Annotated in this window: 13 protein-coding genes; 5 read left to right on the top strand and 8 right to left on the bottom strand. The window is 66.7% G+C overall.

Features of this window, described 5'->3' with window-relative positions:
- Positions 1-335: 335 nt before the first annotated feature.
- The gene (locus Rhe02_RS33805; protein ID WP_203912505.1) at positions 336-1,109 is read right to left on the bottom strand and encodes a maleylpyruvate isomerase family mycothiol-dependent enzyme; all 774 of its coding nucleotides are present in this window, start codon (positions 1,107-1,109) and stop codon (positions 336-338) included.
- Positions 1,110-1,142: 33 nt separating this feature from the next.
- On the opposite strand from Rhe02_RS33805, the gene Rhe02_RS33800 reads away from it, so the two are divergent.
- Both Rhe02_RS33800 and Rhe02_RS33795 read left to right on the top strand, forming a co-directional pair.
- Complete coding sequence (locus tag Rhe02_RS33800) at positions 1,143-2,198, top strand: UDP-N-acetylmuramate dehydrogenase (RefSeq protein ID WP_203912511.1); 1,056 nt, start codon at positions 1,143-1,145, stop codon at positions 2,196-2,198.
- A gap of 146 nt (positions 2,199-2,344) precedes the next feature.
- Positions 2,345-3,076: an LPXTG cell wall anchor domain-containing protein gene (locus Rhe02_RS33795; protein WP_203912504.1), complete on the top strand. Its 732-nt coding sequence runs from the start codon at positions 2,345-2,347 to the stop codon at positions 3,074-3,076.
- On the opposite strand, the gene Rhe02_RS33790 is transcribed toward Rhe02_RS33795, so the two are convergent.
- A complete protein-coding gene (locus tag Rhe02_RS33790; RefSeq protein WP_203912503.1) occupies positions 3,051-3,797 on the bottom strand; it encodes a class I SAM-dependent methyltransferase in 747 nt (248 codons plus the stop codon). The two genes, Rhe02_RS33795 and Rhe02_RS33790, sit on opposite strands and share 26 nt — an antisense overlap.
- Positions 3,781-4,518, bottom strand: coding sequence for an SDR family oxidoreductase (locus Rhe02_RS33785; RefSeq protein WP_203912502.1), 738 nt, complete (start codon positions 4,516-4,518; stop codon positions 3,781-3,783). The genes Rhe02_RS33790 and Rhe02_RS33785 overlap by 17 nt, the downstream gene beginning before the upstream one ends.
- Before the next feature lie 89 nt (positions 4,519-4,607).
- On the opposite strand from Rhe02_RS33785, the gene mshA reads away from it, so the two are divergent.
- Positions 4,608-5,879 carry a D-inositol-3-phosphate glycosyltransferase gene (gene mshA / locus Rhe02_RS33780; protein ID WP_203912501.1) on the top strand — a complete coding sequence of 424 codons (1,272 nt, stop codon included), beginning with the start codon at positions 4,608-4,610 and terminating at the stop codon, positions 5,877-5,879.
- Positions 5,873-6,346, top strand: coding sequence for a type III secretion system chaperone family protein (locus Rhe02_RS33775; protein ID WP_203912500.1), 474 nt, complete (start codon positions 5,873-5,875; stop codon positions 6,344-6,346). Before mshA ends, Rhe02_RS33775 begins: the two co-directional genes overlap by 7 nt.
- A 15-nt stretch (positions 6,347-6,361) precedes the next feature.
- Here the strand turns inward: Rhe02_RS33775 and Rhe02_RS33770 are convergent, their stop codons facing one another.
- Entirely contained in the window at positions 6,362-6,703 is a 342-nt protein-coding gene (locus Rhe02_RS33770; RefSeq protein WP_203912499.1) for a VOC family protein, read from the bottom strand.
- Between the two features lie 8 nt (positions 6,704-6,711).
- Positions 6,712-7,458, bottom strand: a complete 747-nt coding sequence (locus Rhe02_RS33765; RefSeq protein WP_203912498.1) for a hypothetical protein — start codon at positions 7,456-7,458, stop codon at positions 6,712-6,714.
- Between the two features lie 73 nt (positions 7,459-7,531).
- Here Rhe02_RS33765 and Rhe02_RS33760 point away from each other — a divergent pair, with 73 nt between their 5' ends.
- Positions 7,532-8,194 carry a hypothetical protein gene (locus Rhe02_RS33760; protein WP_203912497.1) on the top strand — a complete coding sequence of 221 codons (663 nt, stop codon included), beginning with the start codon at positions 7,532-7,534 and terminating at the stop codon, positions 8,192-8,194.
- 803 nt (positions 8,195-8,997) lie between these two features.
- On the opposite strand, the gene Rhe02_RS33755 is transcribed toward Rhe02_RS33760, so the two are convergent.
- From Rhe02_RS33755 to Rhe02_RS33745, 3 genes are read right to left on the bottom strand one after another with little or no spacing between them, the layout of a single operon-like run.
- A complete protein-coding gene (locus Rhe02_RS33755) occupies positions 8,998-10,344 on the bottom strand; it encodes a protein kinase family protein (RefSeq protein WP_203912496.1) in 1,347 nt (448 codons plus the stop codon).
- Between the two features lie 10 nt (positions 10,345-10,354).
- Positions 10,355-11,992, bottom strand: a complete 1,638-nt coding sequence (locus Rhe02_RS33750) for a serine/threonine protein kinase (protein WP_203912495.1) — start codon at positions 11,990-11,992, stop codon at positions 10,355-10,357.
- The gene (locus Rhe02_RS33745; RefSeq protein WP_203912494.1) at positions 11,989-13,641 is read right to left on the bottom strand and encodes an FHA domain-containing protein; all 1,653 of its coding nucleotides are present in this window, start codon (positions 13,639-13,641) and stop codon (positions 11,989-11,991) included. The genes Rhe02_RS33750 and Rhe02_RS33745 overlap by 4 nt, the downstream gene beginning before the upstream one ends.
- Between the last annotated feature and the right edge of the window lie 95 nt (positions 13,642-13,736).

Raw genomic sequence — 13,736 nt, 5'->3', positions numbered from 1 at the left:
AGACGCAACCCCATGATCAATGTGCGTGTATGGGTGCAGAGCAAAGGTGCCGCGAAAGCAGTGCCCACCAGCGACGCAATGCGGGCGACCATGCACTGTGCCTCCGCTGCGGGGCTCCGTGCGTGGGAGTGCGCTTTCCCTTCGCTGCCGGCTGCGGGCGTGGGATGTGCGCTGCGCCCTTCGCCGCCTGCGGGCGTGGGATGTGCGCTGCGCCCTTCGCCGCCTGCAGCGGGGGTGGAGATCCGCGCGATTTCTGGGGAAACGCAGTTATGCGGCGGCCGAAAGCGGCGATTTCTCTGAAATCGCGATGATCATTGCGCGCGGGCGGCGCGCGGTTAGCCGACGCGGAGGGCGGAGAGGAGGGAGTCGTCTCCGGCGACGTCGAGGACGTCGAAGCCGATGCGGCCCCAGAGCGCGAGGGCGAGATCGCTGGCCGTGCCGGCCGCGACCACCTGCTCGTGGGGGTCAGTGTCATCGAGGATGGTGGCGGTATCGAGCAGGGCCACGCCTTCGCCGCGCAGGCGCAGGAACCACTCCTGGCCGACGTCGGTGGCGACGAGCTGGACCACCCCGTGGCGGGTGGTGGGGCCCTTGCGGCGGCCGGCCGGCAGCCAGCTGTCGAGCACCTCGCTCACACCGTCGGCGGCGAGGCGGGCTTCGACCGGCTCGGCCAGGCCGTGCAGCGCCATCTGGATGTCCCAGCGGTGGATCGAGGTTTCGTGGGCCATTCGCCTCGGCCAGAACCCGGCGACCTTCGCCTGGGGCGCCCAGTTCCATGCGGGCATCTGCACGTCAAGCGCCGCGAGCAGGTCGACCAGGTGCTTGTGCTGATCTTCCCACCAGGCCACGGCATGCTCGGCCGGCGGGAGATCCTGCGTGTAAGCCCGGTCGCGGACTTCCGGATCGGGACGGCTGGTGACGCCGCGAGGCAGCGTGACACCAACGTATCGATACACGCCGCCCAGGTGATGGACGAGGTCAAGCACATTCCAACCCGGGCACGTAGGCACGGGAGCGGTCAGATCGGCCTCGGCCGCGTTGGCCCGGAAAGCCGTTCCGTCAGCGCGCAGCGACTCCAGCCAAAATTCCTTGGAACCCTGAGCAGACATGCCAAAGCCTCCCTTTAGTCCTGCCCGCCTAGGCTGGGTGACGTGTCTGACGATAGCCGCCAAGGGTCAACCCCGCTCGCCGCCCACACCACCCTCGGGTTGGGTGGTCCGGCCTTGCAAACGGTCACGGCCGCAAGCACTGAAGAGATTATTGCCGGGGTGAGGGACGCAGTGCGAGAGGACCGGCCGCTGCTTCTTCTCGGCGGAGGTAGCAATGTGGTGATTTCTGACGAAGGATTCCCGGGTTTGGCTCTGCTGATCCGGTCGTCAGGCTTCGCGGTCACCTACGACGACGGCGACCATGTATTGGTCCGGGTGGCGGCGGGACAGCCGTGGGACGAGTTCGTGGCGCAGACCGTGGACCAGGGTTGGTCGGGAGTGGAGTGTCTGGCCGGGATTCCCGGCGCGGCGGGCGCGACTCCGATTCAGAATGTTGGCGCTTACGGCCAGGACGTGTCGCAGACGATTACCGAGGTGACGGTCTACGACCGCGACGAAGGAGCGGTCGGCACCTTCGCCGGTGATGAGTGCCTTTTCGAATATCGCACCAGTCGATTCAAACACGCCGATCGCTGGGTGGTGCTGGATGTGACTTTCCGGCTGCGCGCAGATTCGCTTTCCGGCCCGATCGCCTATGCCGAGCTGGCGAAGGCTTTGTCTGTCCCGGTGGGGGAGCGCGTGCCGTTGGCCACCGCTCGCGAGGCGGTGCTTGCGCTGCGCCGCGGCAAGGGAATGGTGCTCGACCCGGCGGATCCGGACACGAGGTCGGTCGGTTCTTTCTTCACGAATCCGATTCTGAGCGAAGCCGCGTACCAGGCGATAGCGGAGATGGCGCCGCCTGCATGGCCGATGCCCGGTGGCACAGTCAAAATCTCGGCGGCGTGGCTAATCGAACGCGCTGGTTTCAGCAAAGGCTATGAGCGTGGGCCGGCCAGGATTTCCACCAAACACACCCTCGCGCTGACCAATCCGGGGCAGGCCCGGACGAAGGATCTGCTGGAGCTGGCGGCGGAAATACGAGACGGAGTGCACGATCGCTTCGGAGTCCAACTTCATCCAGAACCGGTGCTAATTAACTGCACCCTCTGATCAAATGCCTCGTTACGTCCTATGTGAGGCATTTGGCTGGAAGATGGGCAATTGTAGCTATATTCGTTGCAGCGCCGACAGCGGCGTTTGCGGCGGTACCGAGTCTTCACCTTGGCAGGGCGGCGGACGCTATCGACGCCGTGCCGATGAAGACGGTTCTCGATCCGAGCGATCCGACCGTCGACGTCAAGGTGACCAACCGCACGGGTAAGGAGGTAACACTGCGCGGCTGGCTGAACGATGAGCCAGCGCTCAGCGCGGTGCCGGCGCATTCCGCGATCGTCAAGCTGACGTTCCCGGAGATGACCGAAGGACAGGCGGAACTGAAGCTTTCGCTTACCGCCGAGGGCGTCGACGACACCGAGGTGCACGAGGTTCTCCTGGCAGCAAAGGGTTACGGCCACCACACGCCATCGCCGAGTGCGGGCACCACCCTCAGCCCGACCACCAACCCGCAGCCGAGCATGTCCGAGTCGCCGAAGCCGCACCCGAGCTGGTCGAAGTCGCCGAAGCCGCAGCCGAGCGACTCGAAGTCTCCCAAGCCGCAGCCGAGCGACTCGAAGTCTCCCAAGCCGCAGCCAAGTGACTCCAAGTCTCCGAAGCCGCAGCCGAGTTGGTCGAAGTCGCCCAAGCCGCAGCCGAGCTGGTCGAAGTCCCCGAAGCCGCAGCCCAGCTGGTCGAAGTCGCCCAAGCCGAGCATGAGCTGGCCGCACACGATGACGCCGAGCCCGCACGACAATGAGCTTCCGAAGACCGGTGACACGGTCAGCTCCTACGTGCTTCTCGGTGGTGGCCTGCTTGTCTTCGGTATGTTCGTGCTCGGCCTGGCGTGGGCGCTGGGTCGCAGAACGGCTAGCGAGTCGGCCAGGGAAGGGTAAGCTCTCCTAGTTTCCAGCGGCTGGGGCCGTCCAGAGTGGGCAGCCCCAGCCGCCTTATTGTGTCCAGCCATCGTTGCCGCGGGCCGAACACCCCCATCGGCGCGGCCCGGTGCCACGCATCTTCTAGCGCCTGCAACAGGGTGTGGATCGGCTCGCCCGCTATGTTGTGGTGGATAAGCGCTTTGGGCAGCCGCTCGGCGAAGATCGCGGGATTATCCAATGTGGATAGTTTGGCCGCGAACGAAATGGATTCGGGTTCGGTGGACCCGGCCCTGAGCGTGGCCCAGACACAAATCCGGCCCAGCTCATCACAGGTACCCTCGACAAGAAATCCATCGGCGGCAAGCTGCCCGGTCATGGTGCGCCAGGCGGAAGCGACCGCGGACTCGTCATACTGACGCAACACGTTGAAGGCGCGCACCACCACCGGGCGCAGCCCGCCGAGCTCGAAACCGCCTCGCCCGAAACGAAGGCCCGGACGTTCAAACGGTTTCGCGGCAGCCACCCGGGCCGGGTCGATCTCCAGCCCCACCACCTCGACGGCCGAGGGCAGGCGGTTGCCGAGCTCTACCGTCGTGATTGGACTTGCGCCGTAGCCGAGATCCACGACAAGCGAACCCGGCGTGAGCAAAGAGGCGCAGCGCCACGCGATCCACCTGTCCACGCGGCGCAGCCGGTTGGGGTTGGTGGTGCCCCGGGTGATTTCACCCTGCAGCCGCACGGTGCACCTTGTGTTGTGCGGCCTGGGCGACCGGCCGCACCACCAGACGATCGATGTTCACGTGCCGGGGCAGGCCGGCGCACCAGGCGACACACTCGGCGATGTCCTCGGCCACCAGCGGCTCGGCGACGCCCGCATAGACCGACGCCGCGCGGCTTGCGTCGCCGTCGAAGCGGTTGAGCGCGAACTCGTCGGTCTTGACCATCCCGGGATCGATCTCGACCACCCGGATCGGCTGCCCGCACAGCTCCAGCCGCAGGGTTTCCACCAGCGCGGTCTGCGCGTGCTTGGCCGCCGCGTAACCCCCGCCGCCCTCATAGACGATCAGGCCCGCGGTCGAACTTATCGTGATGACCGTGCCGCCCTGCGTCATCAACGGCAGCAGAGCCCGGGTCATGCGCAGGGTCCCCAGCACGTTGACGTCGAACATCCACTGCCAGTCATCGATGCGAGCCTCGGCCACGGGCTCGGCTCCGTGCGCCCCACCCGCGTTGTTGACCAGAAGATCGACCCGGTCGAGGCTGCTCGCAAAGGAGGCCACCGCCGCATCGTCGGTGACATCGCAGGCCACCGGGACGCCCACGCCCAGCGCCTTAAGCCTGTCCTCGCGGCGGGCCAGCGCATAGACGTGATAGCCCTCGGCATCCAGCCGCCTGGCGGTGGCGGCCCCGATGCCGCTTGAGGCTCCGGTCACTACGGCGATCTTCTGGGGGTACGACATACCGCCGATCCTAATTCGTTCACAACCGAGTAATTTCCGTCACGTTGGCGATCGGGAATCGGACGGTCCTCGGCGAGGTTGACCGCGCTGTGAGCTATACCCTCCCCCGCCGCATCGCGACCCTCTCCGTTCACACCTCACCCCTTCACCAGCCCGGTACAGGTGACGCAGGTGGCATGAACGTTTACATCGTCGAGGTGTCCAAACGCCTGGCCAGACGGGGTATCGAGGTCGACATCTTCACCCGCACCACCTCCGGCGCGCTGCCGCCCGTGGCCGAGCTCGCCCCCGGCGTCAAGGTGCGCCATGTGAGCGCAGGCCCGTTCGAAGGGCTCGCCAAGGAAGAGCTCCCCGCGCAGATGTGTGCCTTCACCCACGGGGTGCTGCGGGTCGAGGCCTCCCAACCGCCCGGACATTACGATCTGTTGCACTCCCACTACTGGCTTTCCGGCCAGGTCGGCTGGCTGGCGAAGGATCGCTGGGGGGTGCCGCTCGTGCACACTGCCCACACCCTGGCCAAGGTCAAGAACGCCCAGCTCGCCGAAGGTGATCGCGCAGAGCCGAAGGCGCGCGTGATCGGCGAGGAGCAGGTCGTCGAACAGGCCGACCGTCTGGTCGCGAACACCCCCACCGAGGCCCGTGAGCTGATCGACCTCTATGCCGCGCCCATCGAGCAGGTGGCCGTGGTCTCGCCGGGCGTGGATCTGGGCAGGTTCAAGCCGGGCTCCCGGCCGGCCGCACGTGCCCGGCTCGGGCTTGCCCCGGAGGCGAAGGTCGTCGCCTTCGTGGGCCGGATCCAGCCGCTCAAGGCGCCCGACGTCCTGATCCGGGCCCTGGCCGAGCTGCACGACCCCGATGCCATCGCGCTGATCGTGGGCGGGCCGAGCGGGTCCGGCCTCGACCGGCCCACCGCCCTCATCGAGCTGGCCCACGCGCTCGGGGTTTCCGATCGCGTGCGGTTTCTCCCGCCGCAAAGCGCCGAACGCCTCGCCGACGTCTACCGCGCGGCCGACATCGTCGCGGTCCCGTCCTACAACGAGTCGTTCGGGCTTGTCGCGCTCGAAGCGCAAGCCTGCGGCACGCCCGTGGTCGCCGCCGCGGTGGGCGGTCTGGTCACCGCGGTCCGCGACGGCATCTCCGGCGTGCTCATCGACGGCCACGCCGCGCCCGACTGGGCCCGTGTCCTCGGCGGTCTCCTCGCCGCGCCCGGCTGGCGCGACGAGCTGGCGGTCGGCGCCATCAAGCACGCAAGCGACTTCTCCTGGGACCGCACTGCTGACAGCCTTGTCGAGGTTTACTCTGACGTGATGGCCGAACACCGCAACCGGCAGCGCTGCCAGCTGGCCGACCTCGCGTGCTAGACGAGGTCATCCAGCGCGCTTGCGCCGATCTTCCGCTGGAGAAGACCGGCGAGCATTCGTATGTGGTGACTTTGCCTGGTACCCACAAATTAAAAACGAACGTGAATCTCATTGCCGGCGAACACACGTTGCGCGTGGAAGCTTTCGTCATTCGCCAGCCGGACGAAAATCGCGAAGAAGTCTGGGCTTGGCTGTTGCGCCGCAACGCCAAACTGCACGGGGTCGCCTTCACCATCGACACCAACGGCGACGTCTACCTGATTGGCAGACTGCCCGCCCTTGCTGTCACCGAGGAAACCGTCGACCAATTGCTCGGCTCGGTCCTCACCGCCGCCGACGAGTCCTTCGATACGTTGCTGGAGCTGGGTTTCAGCAGTGCCATCAAACGCGAATGGAAGTGGCGGCTCAGCCGAGGTGAGTCCACTGACAACCTGCGTGCCTTCCGCCACCTGGCACCCGACGCCTGAGTCCGTGTATTTGTCTCAGCTGTAGATCGACAGCGGATATCCGTCTGGATCCTTCAGCCACGCGTGGCGGGCGCCCCAGGGCATGTCCGTGGGCGGAGCCTCGAATTGGTGGCCCCGCTCCACAAGCTTCTGGTAGGCCGCGTCGACGTCGGGCACCTGGATCACGATTTCGATTCCCACCGATCCGACCTGGCTCGGCTCACGTTGCTCCAGGCCCATGTGAAAGCCATCGGCCCCGCCGACCCGAAGGTATCCGGTTTCCTCCATGAGGATGGCCAGGCCGAGGTCGTCGACATAGAAACGCTTGGCCCGATCGAGATCGCTGACGTGAACGAAGAGGTGGCTGAGTCTGGTCATCGGCTCTCCTATTGGGCTACCGCGAGCCGGCTGAGCTCTTCAGCGGTGCCGATCGCCGCCCGATCCTGTGGATTCTCGACATAGCGCCGGATCGCCGCGGCAAGGTAGGTCGGGTCGATGTCCACAAACGCGATCCCGATCATTTCGGCCGGCACATAGTGTGTGCTGTGCGGTGGTTGCTTGCGGTTAAGCTGCAGGGAGCCTTGCGACTTCTTCGCCGGGGGCAGAGGCCCACCCGGCGCAAGCTCATCCCACTTCAGCCGCCTGCCGCGCCACCACCGGCGAATGGTCAGCCCTTCGGCGTCGAGCAGAAGCTGTTGGCGGCGCGTTAGCACGATTGTCACTGCGCCTGCCGCAAGGACACTCGCGATGATCAATGATGCGAACCACCCGTTGTTGAATTCGGCCAGCCGCATGGAGTCGCTATTCGGCACCCGCTCAGTCACCACGAGCCCGCCAGCAAGGAACAGCAACAATATCGCCTGGGATCCGGCACCGATCGGGGAGAGCGGGGCGGTAAACCCACGCTTGCCCAAGGCAAACTCGGCCGGGCGGCGATATCCGCGGCTGAGCAAAGCGAAGATGCCAAATGGAACGCCCACCGTGACAATCATTGCGGCCAGCCACAACAGGAGGCTGACGAACCAGTTGAAGCGCCAGGTAAACGGCTCCCACCAAAGGGTGGCCGCCAGCCGAAGCGCGAAGGCAAGCATGCCAAGCGGGACGGCGCTCCAACGTAGAGCAGTCGCAGACATGCCGCGCACATTAGTGCATCCGTGCACTTTTCGCGGCCCGCGCAGGTGGCGATCACGCAGTACCCTGACGCGCATGTCCTACGCCCACCTCCGCTCTCGCCTGAGCCTGCCCGCCAGCCGCTGGCTTCGGGCGTGGGCGATGGTCGCGGCGCTCACCTTGGTCACAGGCATCGGCTGGCTTGTGTCTCCGCTCGGGTCGACGGCGAGCGCTTGGATAGCGGGATGTGTGGGGATCGGCAGCATCATTGCCATCTCAGTGCTGTTCCTCAACAAGGCGTGGAGGCTGTCGGGCCACGGCCTGTTCAAGACGCTGATGGTGACGGCAATATCCATCGCGGCGCTCACCGCCGTGATTTCGATGTCTGCGGCGCTGTGGCTGGAGATGGGCCGAAACTGGACCAGGCAAACCGCCCTCGTCACGGCCGAGCGCCGCGTGGATCCGTGGTACAGCAAGACAGATGACTACCACTACCAACTCAGTGTCGCTGGCCGCCCATTGACCGGCGAGCTGATCGTTGGCGGCGACGACTTCGATCCCGGTGACGCGGTCGAGGTGTACAGCGCCCCCGCCGGCGAAGAACATGAGCTGGCCGCCGTCGTGGAGGACGGCCCCACGGCTGCAGTCGTTGCCGGCATCGGCTACCTCGTTTCGCTGCCGCTCTGCTGGGCCGCCGGGTATTTCACCCCGGTCGTCGCCTTCGAGGACTCCCGGCGGTCGCGGAAACGAAGGCGCTAGCCCACGCTTGCGATGCTTGCGGGACCAGCTGTTCGGTCTCGATCGCCTGCGAGAGCACCCTTCGCACCTCCGGGCGGCAACGCCACCTCCATGCTTGGTCGCGCCCGGGCTACCCCGCCGACCAGCAGAGCAACGCCCGCAAGCAACACCCCACCGTTCCACCGCCCCGATCGCACCACCCACCCGGCGGACACCCGTCTACTTCCACGGCACCTACATCGCTGCTTCACCGCCCTAACGCAGAGGTGTAGGTGCCACGGGCACACCAGGCAGGGGCGGCAGACGCAGATGCAGCGCGGTGGGCAGCCGGGGCTGGCGGGGTCGGCGGCAGGAGGTCCACCGCACCTACATCTCTGCCTCACCGTTCTGGCGCAGAGATGTAGGTGCCACGGAAGTAGTGGGCAGGGCTGGCAAACCGCAGATGCAGCGCGGTGGCAGGTCCACCCGCGCCTACATCTCTGCCTTACCGTTCTGGCGCAGAGGTGTAGGTGCAGTGGCAGGTGGCAGGTGGCAGGCAGGGGCGGCAACGGCAGAAATAGTGTGGCGGGCAGCGGTGGCGGATGGCGCGATGAGAGCCGGTGCGGCGGGAAGCGGCAGAAGCGGTGCGGTGGGGGCGGGGCGGTGTCGGTGACGCTGAGGGCGGCCGAGGCGGCGGAGATGGAGACGGGAGGCGGGGCGGGGGAGGGGGCGGCGGAGCCACTGGGGGTTGCTACGCACGGGCCTGTCGTTCGCCGCCGGGAGATACGGCGGCCAGCCACGACGGCGCGGCGCAAAGGTTAGAAAAGGATTTGTGGTGTGGCAAGTCAGCGGCAGGTGTAGGTGAATTCTGTGGAGGTCTCAACCGGTTGGGGGGTAAGGATTTGGAGCGTCGCCTTGGCCTTGAGCGTGCCCTTTCCGCTGAATTGCCAGAATAGGTGGACCTGGGTGACGCTGGTGCCGAAGGGGACCGATTCGGAGAGGATGGCCGTTGATGCGCCGTCGCTGCGCAGCCAGCGGTAGGTGAACGAGCCGCCGTTGCCGTTCGAGGTTACCGTGCCGACGACGTCGACACGGGTGTCACAGGCGTTGGCGGGCAACGGTTGGGCGATGCCGACGGCGACGCTGGTGACCTGGAGCGGGGCGAGGCGCTGGATGATGAAGTAGCCGACGACGGCGAGGATGACGACGGTGATGAGGCCGGTGAAGATGCTGATGAGGCGGCGACGGGCGCGATTGGGGCGCTGCGCCACCGGATAGGAGGCGGTGGAGCCCTGCCACGGTGGCGCGGTGGAAGCCTGCTGGGGCGGGCGGGCGGCGGCGACACCGCGGCCGAAGCGGAGCACCTCCTCGTTGCGTTTGCCCAGCGCGGTTTCCAGCTCGGCGGGCGACATGGTCGCGTCGGCGCTGTCGGCGGCGGGCATCAGCCTGACCGTCACGGATTCAGGGGTGGATGGAGTGACCGGTGCTACCGGGACGACCGGGGCGGCCGAGGGTGCGATCGTTGCCAGCACGGCCAGCGCGCTGCGCTCGCCGTATCCGGGGACCTTGGGCGCGGCGGTGGCAAGCGAAGCCAGCGCGGCGGACAGGCCGGCGCTGCCGCCGATCCCTTCGGCCTGGGACGCGGCGGAAAGAAGCAACTCGTTGTTGTTGGAAGCAGCGGCCAGGAAGCGGACCAGTCCCACCCAGCCGTTGACATCGTGGCCCGGCCCGGGAGTGGTGCCGGCCAGCGCGTGAGCGTAGCCGCACTCGATGAGCACAGCCCGGCCCTCGACAGTCACGATCGCGGTGTCGGTGCTGACATCGCCGTGCGCGAGGCCCGCGGAGTGCAGGGAGGCGAGGGTCTGTCCAATGTCGACGGCGATGAGAGCGGCGACCGGGGCGGGCAGATTGGTGAGCGAGGAGACCGTGGGGTTGGGCGGAACGTTCGAAATCAGCCAAAGATGGTTGCCATCGTGCACCTGATCGATCAAAGTGTTCAAACCGGGCAGGTTGATAGCGCGTACGGCACGTACCGCCTCACTGAGCCGGTCGGCGATACCCTGATCGAGGGGCACCTTGTCCAGACGCAGACCACCGCGCAACTGACCGTCCGATCCGGACAGAGTCTGCCACGTGCCGGCGCGCGAACCACGTTGCGGCCCGCGCGCCTCGTATTCACCAATCTGGCTCAACGTGATCCTCTCAACCGATAACGCAGGCGGCGTCGGTGATGTAGTCGGCGGAGCTGCCGGGGCCTGGAATGCTAGCAGTGATGGTCAGTTTGATGCGCGGGTTCAGGGTGGCATCACGGCAGAACTGGGAGCTCCAGTAGGTTCGCAGATCCGCGCCCGTGATAGTCAAGACGTTGCTGGTCTTGCCCGCCGGAACCACCACGCTCTGCGTGATCGGCGGCAGCCCGGTGCGCCCGGTGTCCTCGAACTCGCCGGCCTTGTTCGTGTACACCTGCACGAATCGCAGGTTCAGAGTGAAGCTGTTGGTGGTGTTGGTGTCCACCTTGATGATGATCCGCGGCTGGTAGTTGCCCTGCGGGAATTGAGAGCACGTGGTGTGGTTGTCGGCGAGCCAGCAATAGTCGTTGGGGTCGTTCGGGTTGGGCGAGCTGATGCTGAGCACCACGGGGGCAGGCGGCGGTGGCGGGCTCGAGACCTTCGGGGAGGGCTTGGTCGAAGGCGACGGCGACAACGAGGGCAGCGGTGACGGGGAGGCCGTGGGGGAGGGCTCGGCGGTGGGGGATGGCGTCAGCGATGGCGAGGGCGAGGTGTCGGGGGTGGGTGACGGCGACTGGATGAGCGCGACCGGGGGCAGGTTTTGGCTGTCGTGGGTGAAGTACCAGCCGAGGCCGCCCGCGATCAGCAGGGCCAGGGTCACTCCACCGGCCAGGAGCATGTTCAGGGAACGGTTGGACCAGCCGATGACGGTCTTTGCCGCTCCGGTGCCGCCCGCGGCGAGCCCTGCGAGCGGGAAAAGCAGCAGCAGCAGGGCGGCCCGGCGGGCCAGGGCGCTGCGGCCCTCCTCTTCCCACTCCGGGCCGTAGCCCGCGCCCGCGACCTGCTCGAGCTCGTAGAGGAAGGTGGCCGCGTCCTTGGGCCTGTGTTCGACCTTCTTGGCCAGACCCCGGCGCACCAGACCGCGTACCGGCTCGGGGACGGCGTCGATCGGGATGGGGGCTTCCTCGTGTTGCTTGCGCAAACCGAGCAGGTCACCGGGGGAACGATAGGGAGGCACGCCGACGAGGCATTCGAAGAACGTGGCGGTCGCGGCGTAGATGTCGGTCGACGGGCTGGCCGGGGCGCCGGCCCACTGCTCGGGCGCCATGTAGGAGGGCGTGCCTGCGTGCACACCCTGGCGTCCGGCGCGGGCGGCGATGCCGAAGTCGGCGAGCTTGCTCTGGCCCTCCTGATTGACGAGCACGTTTTCCGGCTTGTAGTCGCGGTGCACGACACCGCGCTGGTGCGCGGCGGCGAGGCCGAGCAGGGAGCCTTTGAGGACCAGCAGCGCGGAGGTCGGCTCGGTCGGGCCGTGGGCCTTAATCATGGCGCGCAAGGCCACACCGTCCACGAGCTCCATGACGATGGCCGCGCCGTCGGGGCCTTCGATGTACTCGTAGAGGCACGCGATCTGCGGATCCTCCACTTCGGACAGAATCCGGGCCTCGGTGCGGAAGGCGCTGACGAACTCGGGGTCGCGGGCCAGGTGCGCCGCCAGGTATTTGATCGCGACCTTCATGCCGGTGCCCACGTGCTCGGCGAGCACCACCCGGCCGGAAGCTCCCCGGCCCAGCTCTTTGATTTCGTAATAACCAGGCACTGTCCAGTTCATGTGGCCGGCACCTCCTTCGGTCGACGTTTGACGAACAGAATCAATTTGCGAATCATCCGGTACCAGATAGGGAAGAGAACGATGCCGATGCCTAGGGTGACGACGACGATGTCGATGCCGGGCGGCAGGTGGTCGCGGACGAGTCCGCCCAGTCGATCCCGCCACATCAGGAACGCCAGCACGACGAAGACCGCCAAACCAGCGACTGCGGTGAAACCATAGGCCGCCATGCCGATCTGACGCCAACCGGGGCGGTGCCCTTTGCGCAGATCCGCCCAGAAACCCTTGGTGAAATAGGCGGTGGCCTGCTCCCGCAATCTGGGCATGCGTAAGGCGTCGGCCATCGCCTGGTACCCGTCCAAAGGCATCAGCGGATTGAGGTTGTAAGCGGTGTTCAGGTAGAGCCCGAAAGCCAATTGGTAGGCCATCGCGGAAAGCTGGCCGGGCGTCGCGTATGCGGCGTAAAGCGCGCAGGCGCCCGCTATTCCGGCCGTGGACAGCGGCCCGGAAATGGTGACCACGATGCGCGACCAGCGCGAGCCGAACCACATGTCGCTGGTGTCGACGAAGGCCAGCGGCATCCCCAGCATCAGCATGAACCCGCCGCGGGTTACCTTGCGGCCGTAGGACTTCACGGCAAGGGCGTGGGCGCTTTCGTGGATGATGAGCGCGATCAGGTAGCCGGCCCCGACCGCCACGGCCCCGAACGCACCGGCGCCGGCGGTGTGGAACAGCTTCTGGTGTCCGCTGGCGACCCACATGCCGAACAGCCCCGCCCCGATCAGGACCCACAGCGCGATGACGCCGGGGCGGCTGAAGAACCACCAGCCGAAGGAGCGGTAGATGCGGGCGAACAAAGGGTCGAGCCCCTTGATGGAAAGCTCGGGCTGAAGCAAGGTCTTGAGCAGACGCCTTTGTTTGCGGCTCTCGTGACCGAAGACCCCGGTGACCAGGTCAAGGTCGGCGAAGGTGCGCAGGGTGCGCTCGATGCGGGGCAATGCCAGCTCGCCATAGCGCTGCGCGTAGAAGAAAAGCAGGTCGCGAACGGTGTTGTAGCCGTCGAGTCGTTCCCAGAGGAAGACATCGCGCTCGTCGAGCTCCAGGTAGCGCCCGCTGCGGGTGTTGCGCAGCACCCACTTTTGCTCGCCACGGTCGTCGGGCACCTGCTTGAGCGCCCAGTGCCCGCGCCTGCGCGGGGTGCTCTTCAACGGCTCCTGGGCGGTGGGCACCACGATTTCGATCGGCGCCTTCTCCGTGCCCCGGACGATGGTCTTGCCGCCGATGGCGACATCGCGCGGCTGCGCGAAGGTCACCGGGACGTCGCCGATGTGCAGCTCGGCTTCGTCGGAGAGCAGCGCGTTGCCGCCGCGCAGCAGTTGGCCGCCGACCGACGTGCCGTTAAAGGAGTTAAGATCTTCGACCAAGAACCCGCGGTCGGTGCGGATGACCCGGGCGTGGGCGCGGGAGACGCTGGCGTCCTTGATGACCACGTCGTTGTCGTCGCCGCGGCCGATCGTGGTGACCGCTTTGACCAAGGAGAGGCTCGCGTTTTCCCAGCGCAGCTGGGGCGGGGCAAAAGACTCGACTTGGGTGCCCCGGCGCAGGGTGCCACAGTGCAGGCAGTACGGGTGATCCCGTCGCAGATGCACGTGACACGCATGGCAAAGCATCGAATCCGCCCCTTCAAGCGCTAGCCCCGCGAATCCTAGGCGTCCGAATGGATGTGGGCACTAGGGTGACAGGT

It is taken from the genome of Rhizocola hellebori (assembly GCF_016862955.1).
Taxonomy (GTDB): domain Bacteria; phylum Actinomycetota; class Actinomycetes; order Mycobacteriales; family Micromonosporaceae; genus Rhizocola; species Rhizocola hellebori.
The sequence above is the reverse complement of the archived record's forward strand: the minus strand, read 5'-3'. Positions and strand labels throughout refer to the sequence as shown.

What these genes read in the sequence shown, in the direction of transcription:
- Rhe02_RS33750 (WP_203912495.1), bottom strand. Translation starts at nt 11,992, where the DNA reads ATGAACTGGACAGTGCCTGGTTATTACGAAATCAAAGAGCTGGGCCGG.
- Rhe02_RS33795 (WP_203912504.1), top strand. Translation starts at nt 2,345, where the DNA reads ATGAAGACGGTTCTCGATCCGAGCGATCCGACCGTCGACGTCAAGGTG.
- Rhe02_RS33765 (WP_203912498.1), bottom strand. Translation starts at nt 7,458, where the DNA reads ATGTCTGCGACTGCTCTACGTTGGAGCGCCGTCCCGCTTGGCATGCTT.
- Rhe02_RS33785 (WP_203912502.1), bottom strand. Translation starts at nt 4,518, where the DNA reads ATGTCGTACCCCCAGAAGATCGCCGTAGTGACCGGAGCCTCAAGCGGC.
- Rhe02_RS33805 (WP_203912505.1), bottom strand. Translation starts at nt 1,109, where the DNA reads ATGTCTGCTCAGGGTTCCAAGGAATTTTGGCTGGAGTCGCTGCGCGCT.
- Rhe02_RS33770 (WP_203912499.1), bottom strand. Translation starts at nt 6,703, where the DNA reads ATGACCAGACTCAGCCACCTCTTCGTTCACGTCAGCGATCTCGATCGG.
- Rhe02_RS33760 (WP_203912497.1), top strand. Translation starts at nt 7,532, where the DNA reads ATGTCCTACGCCCACCTCCGCTCTCGCCTGAGCCTGCCCGCCAGCCGC.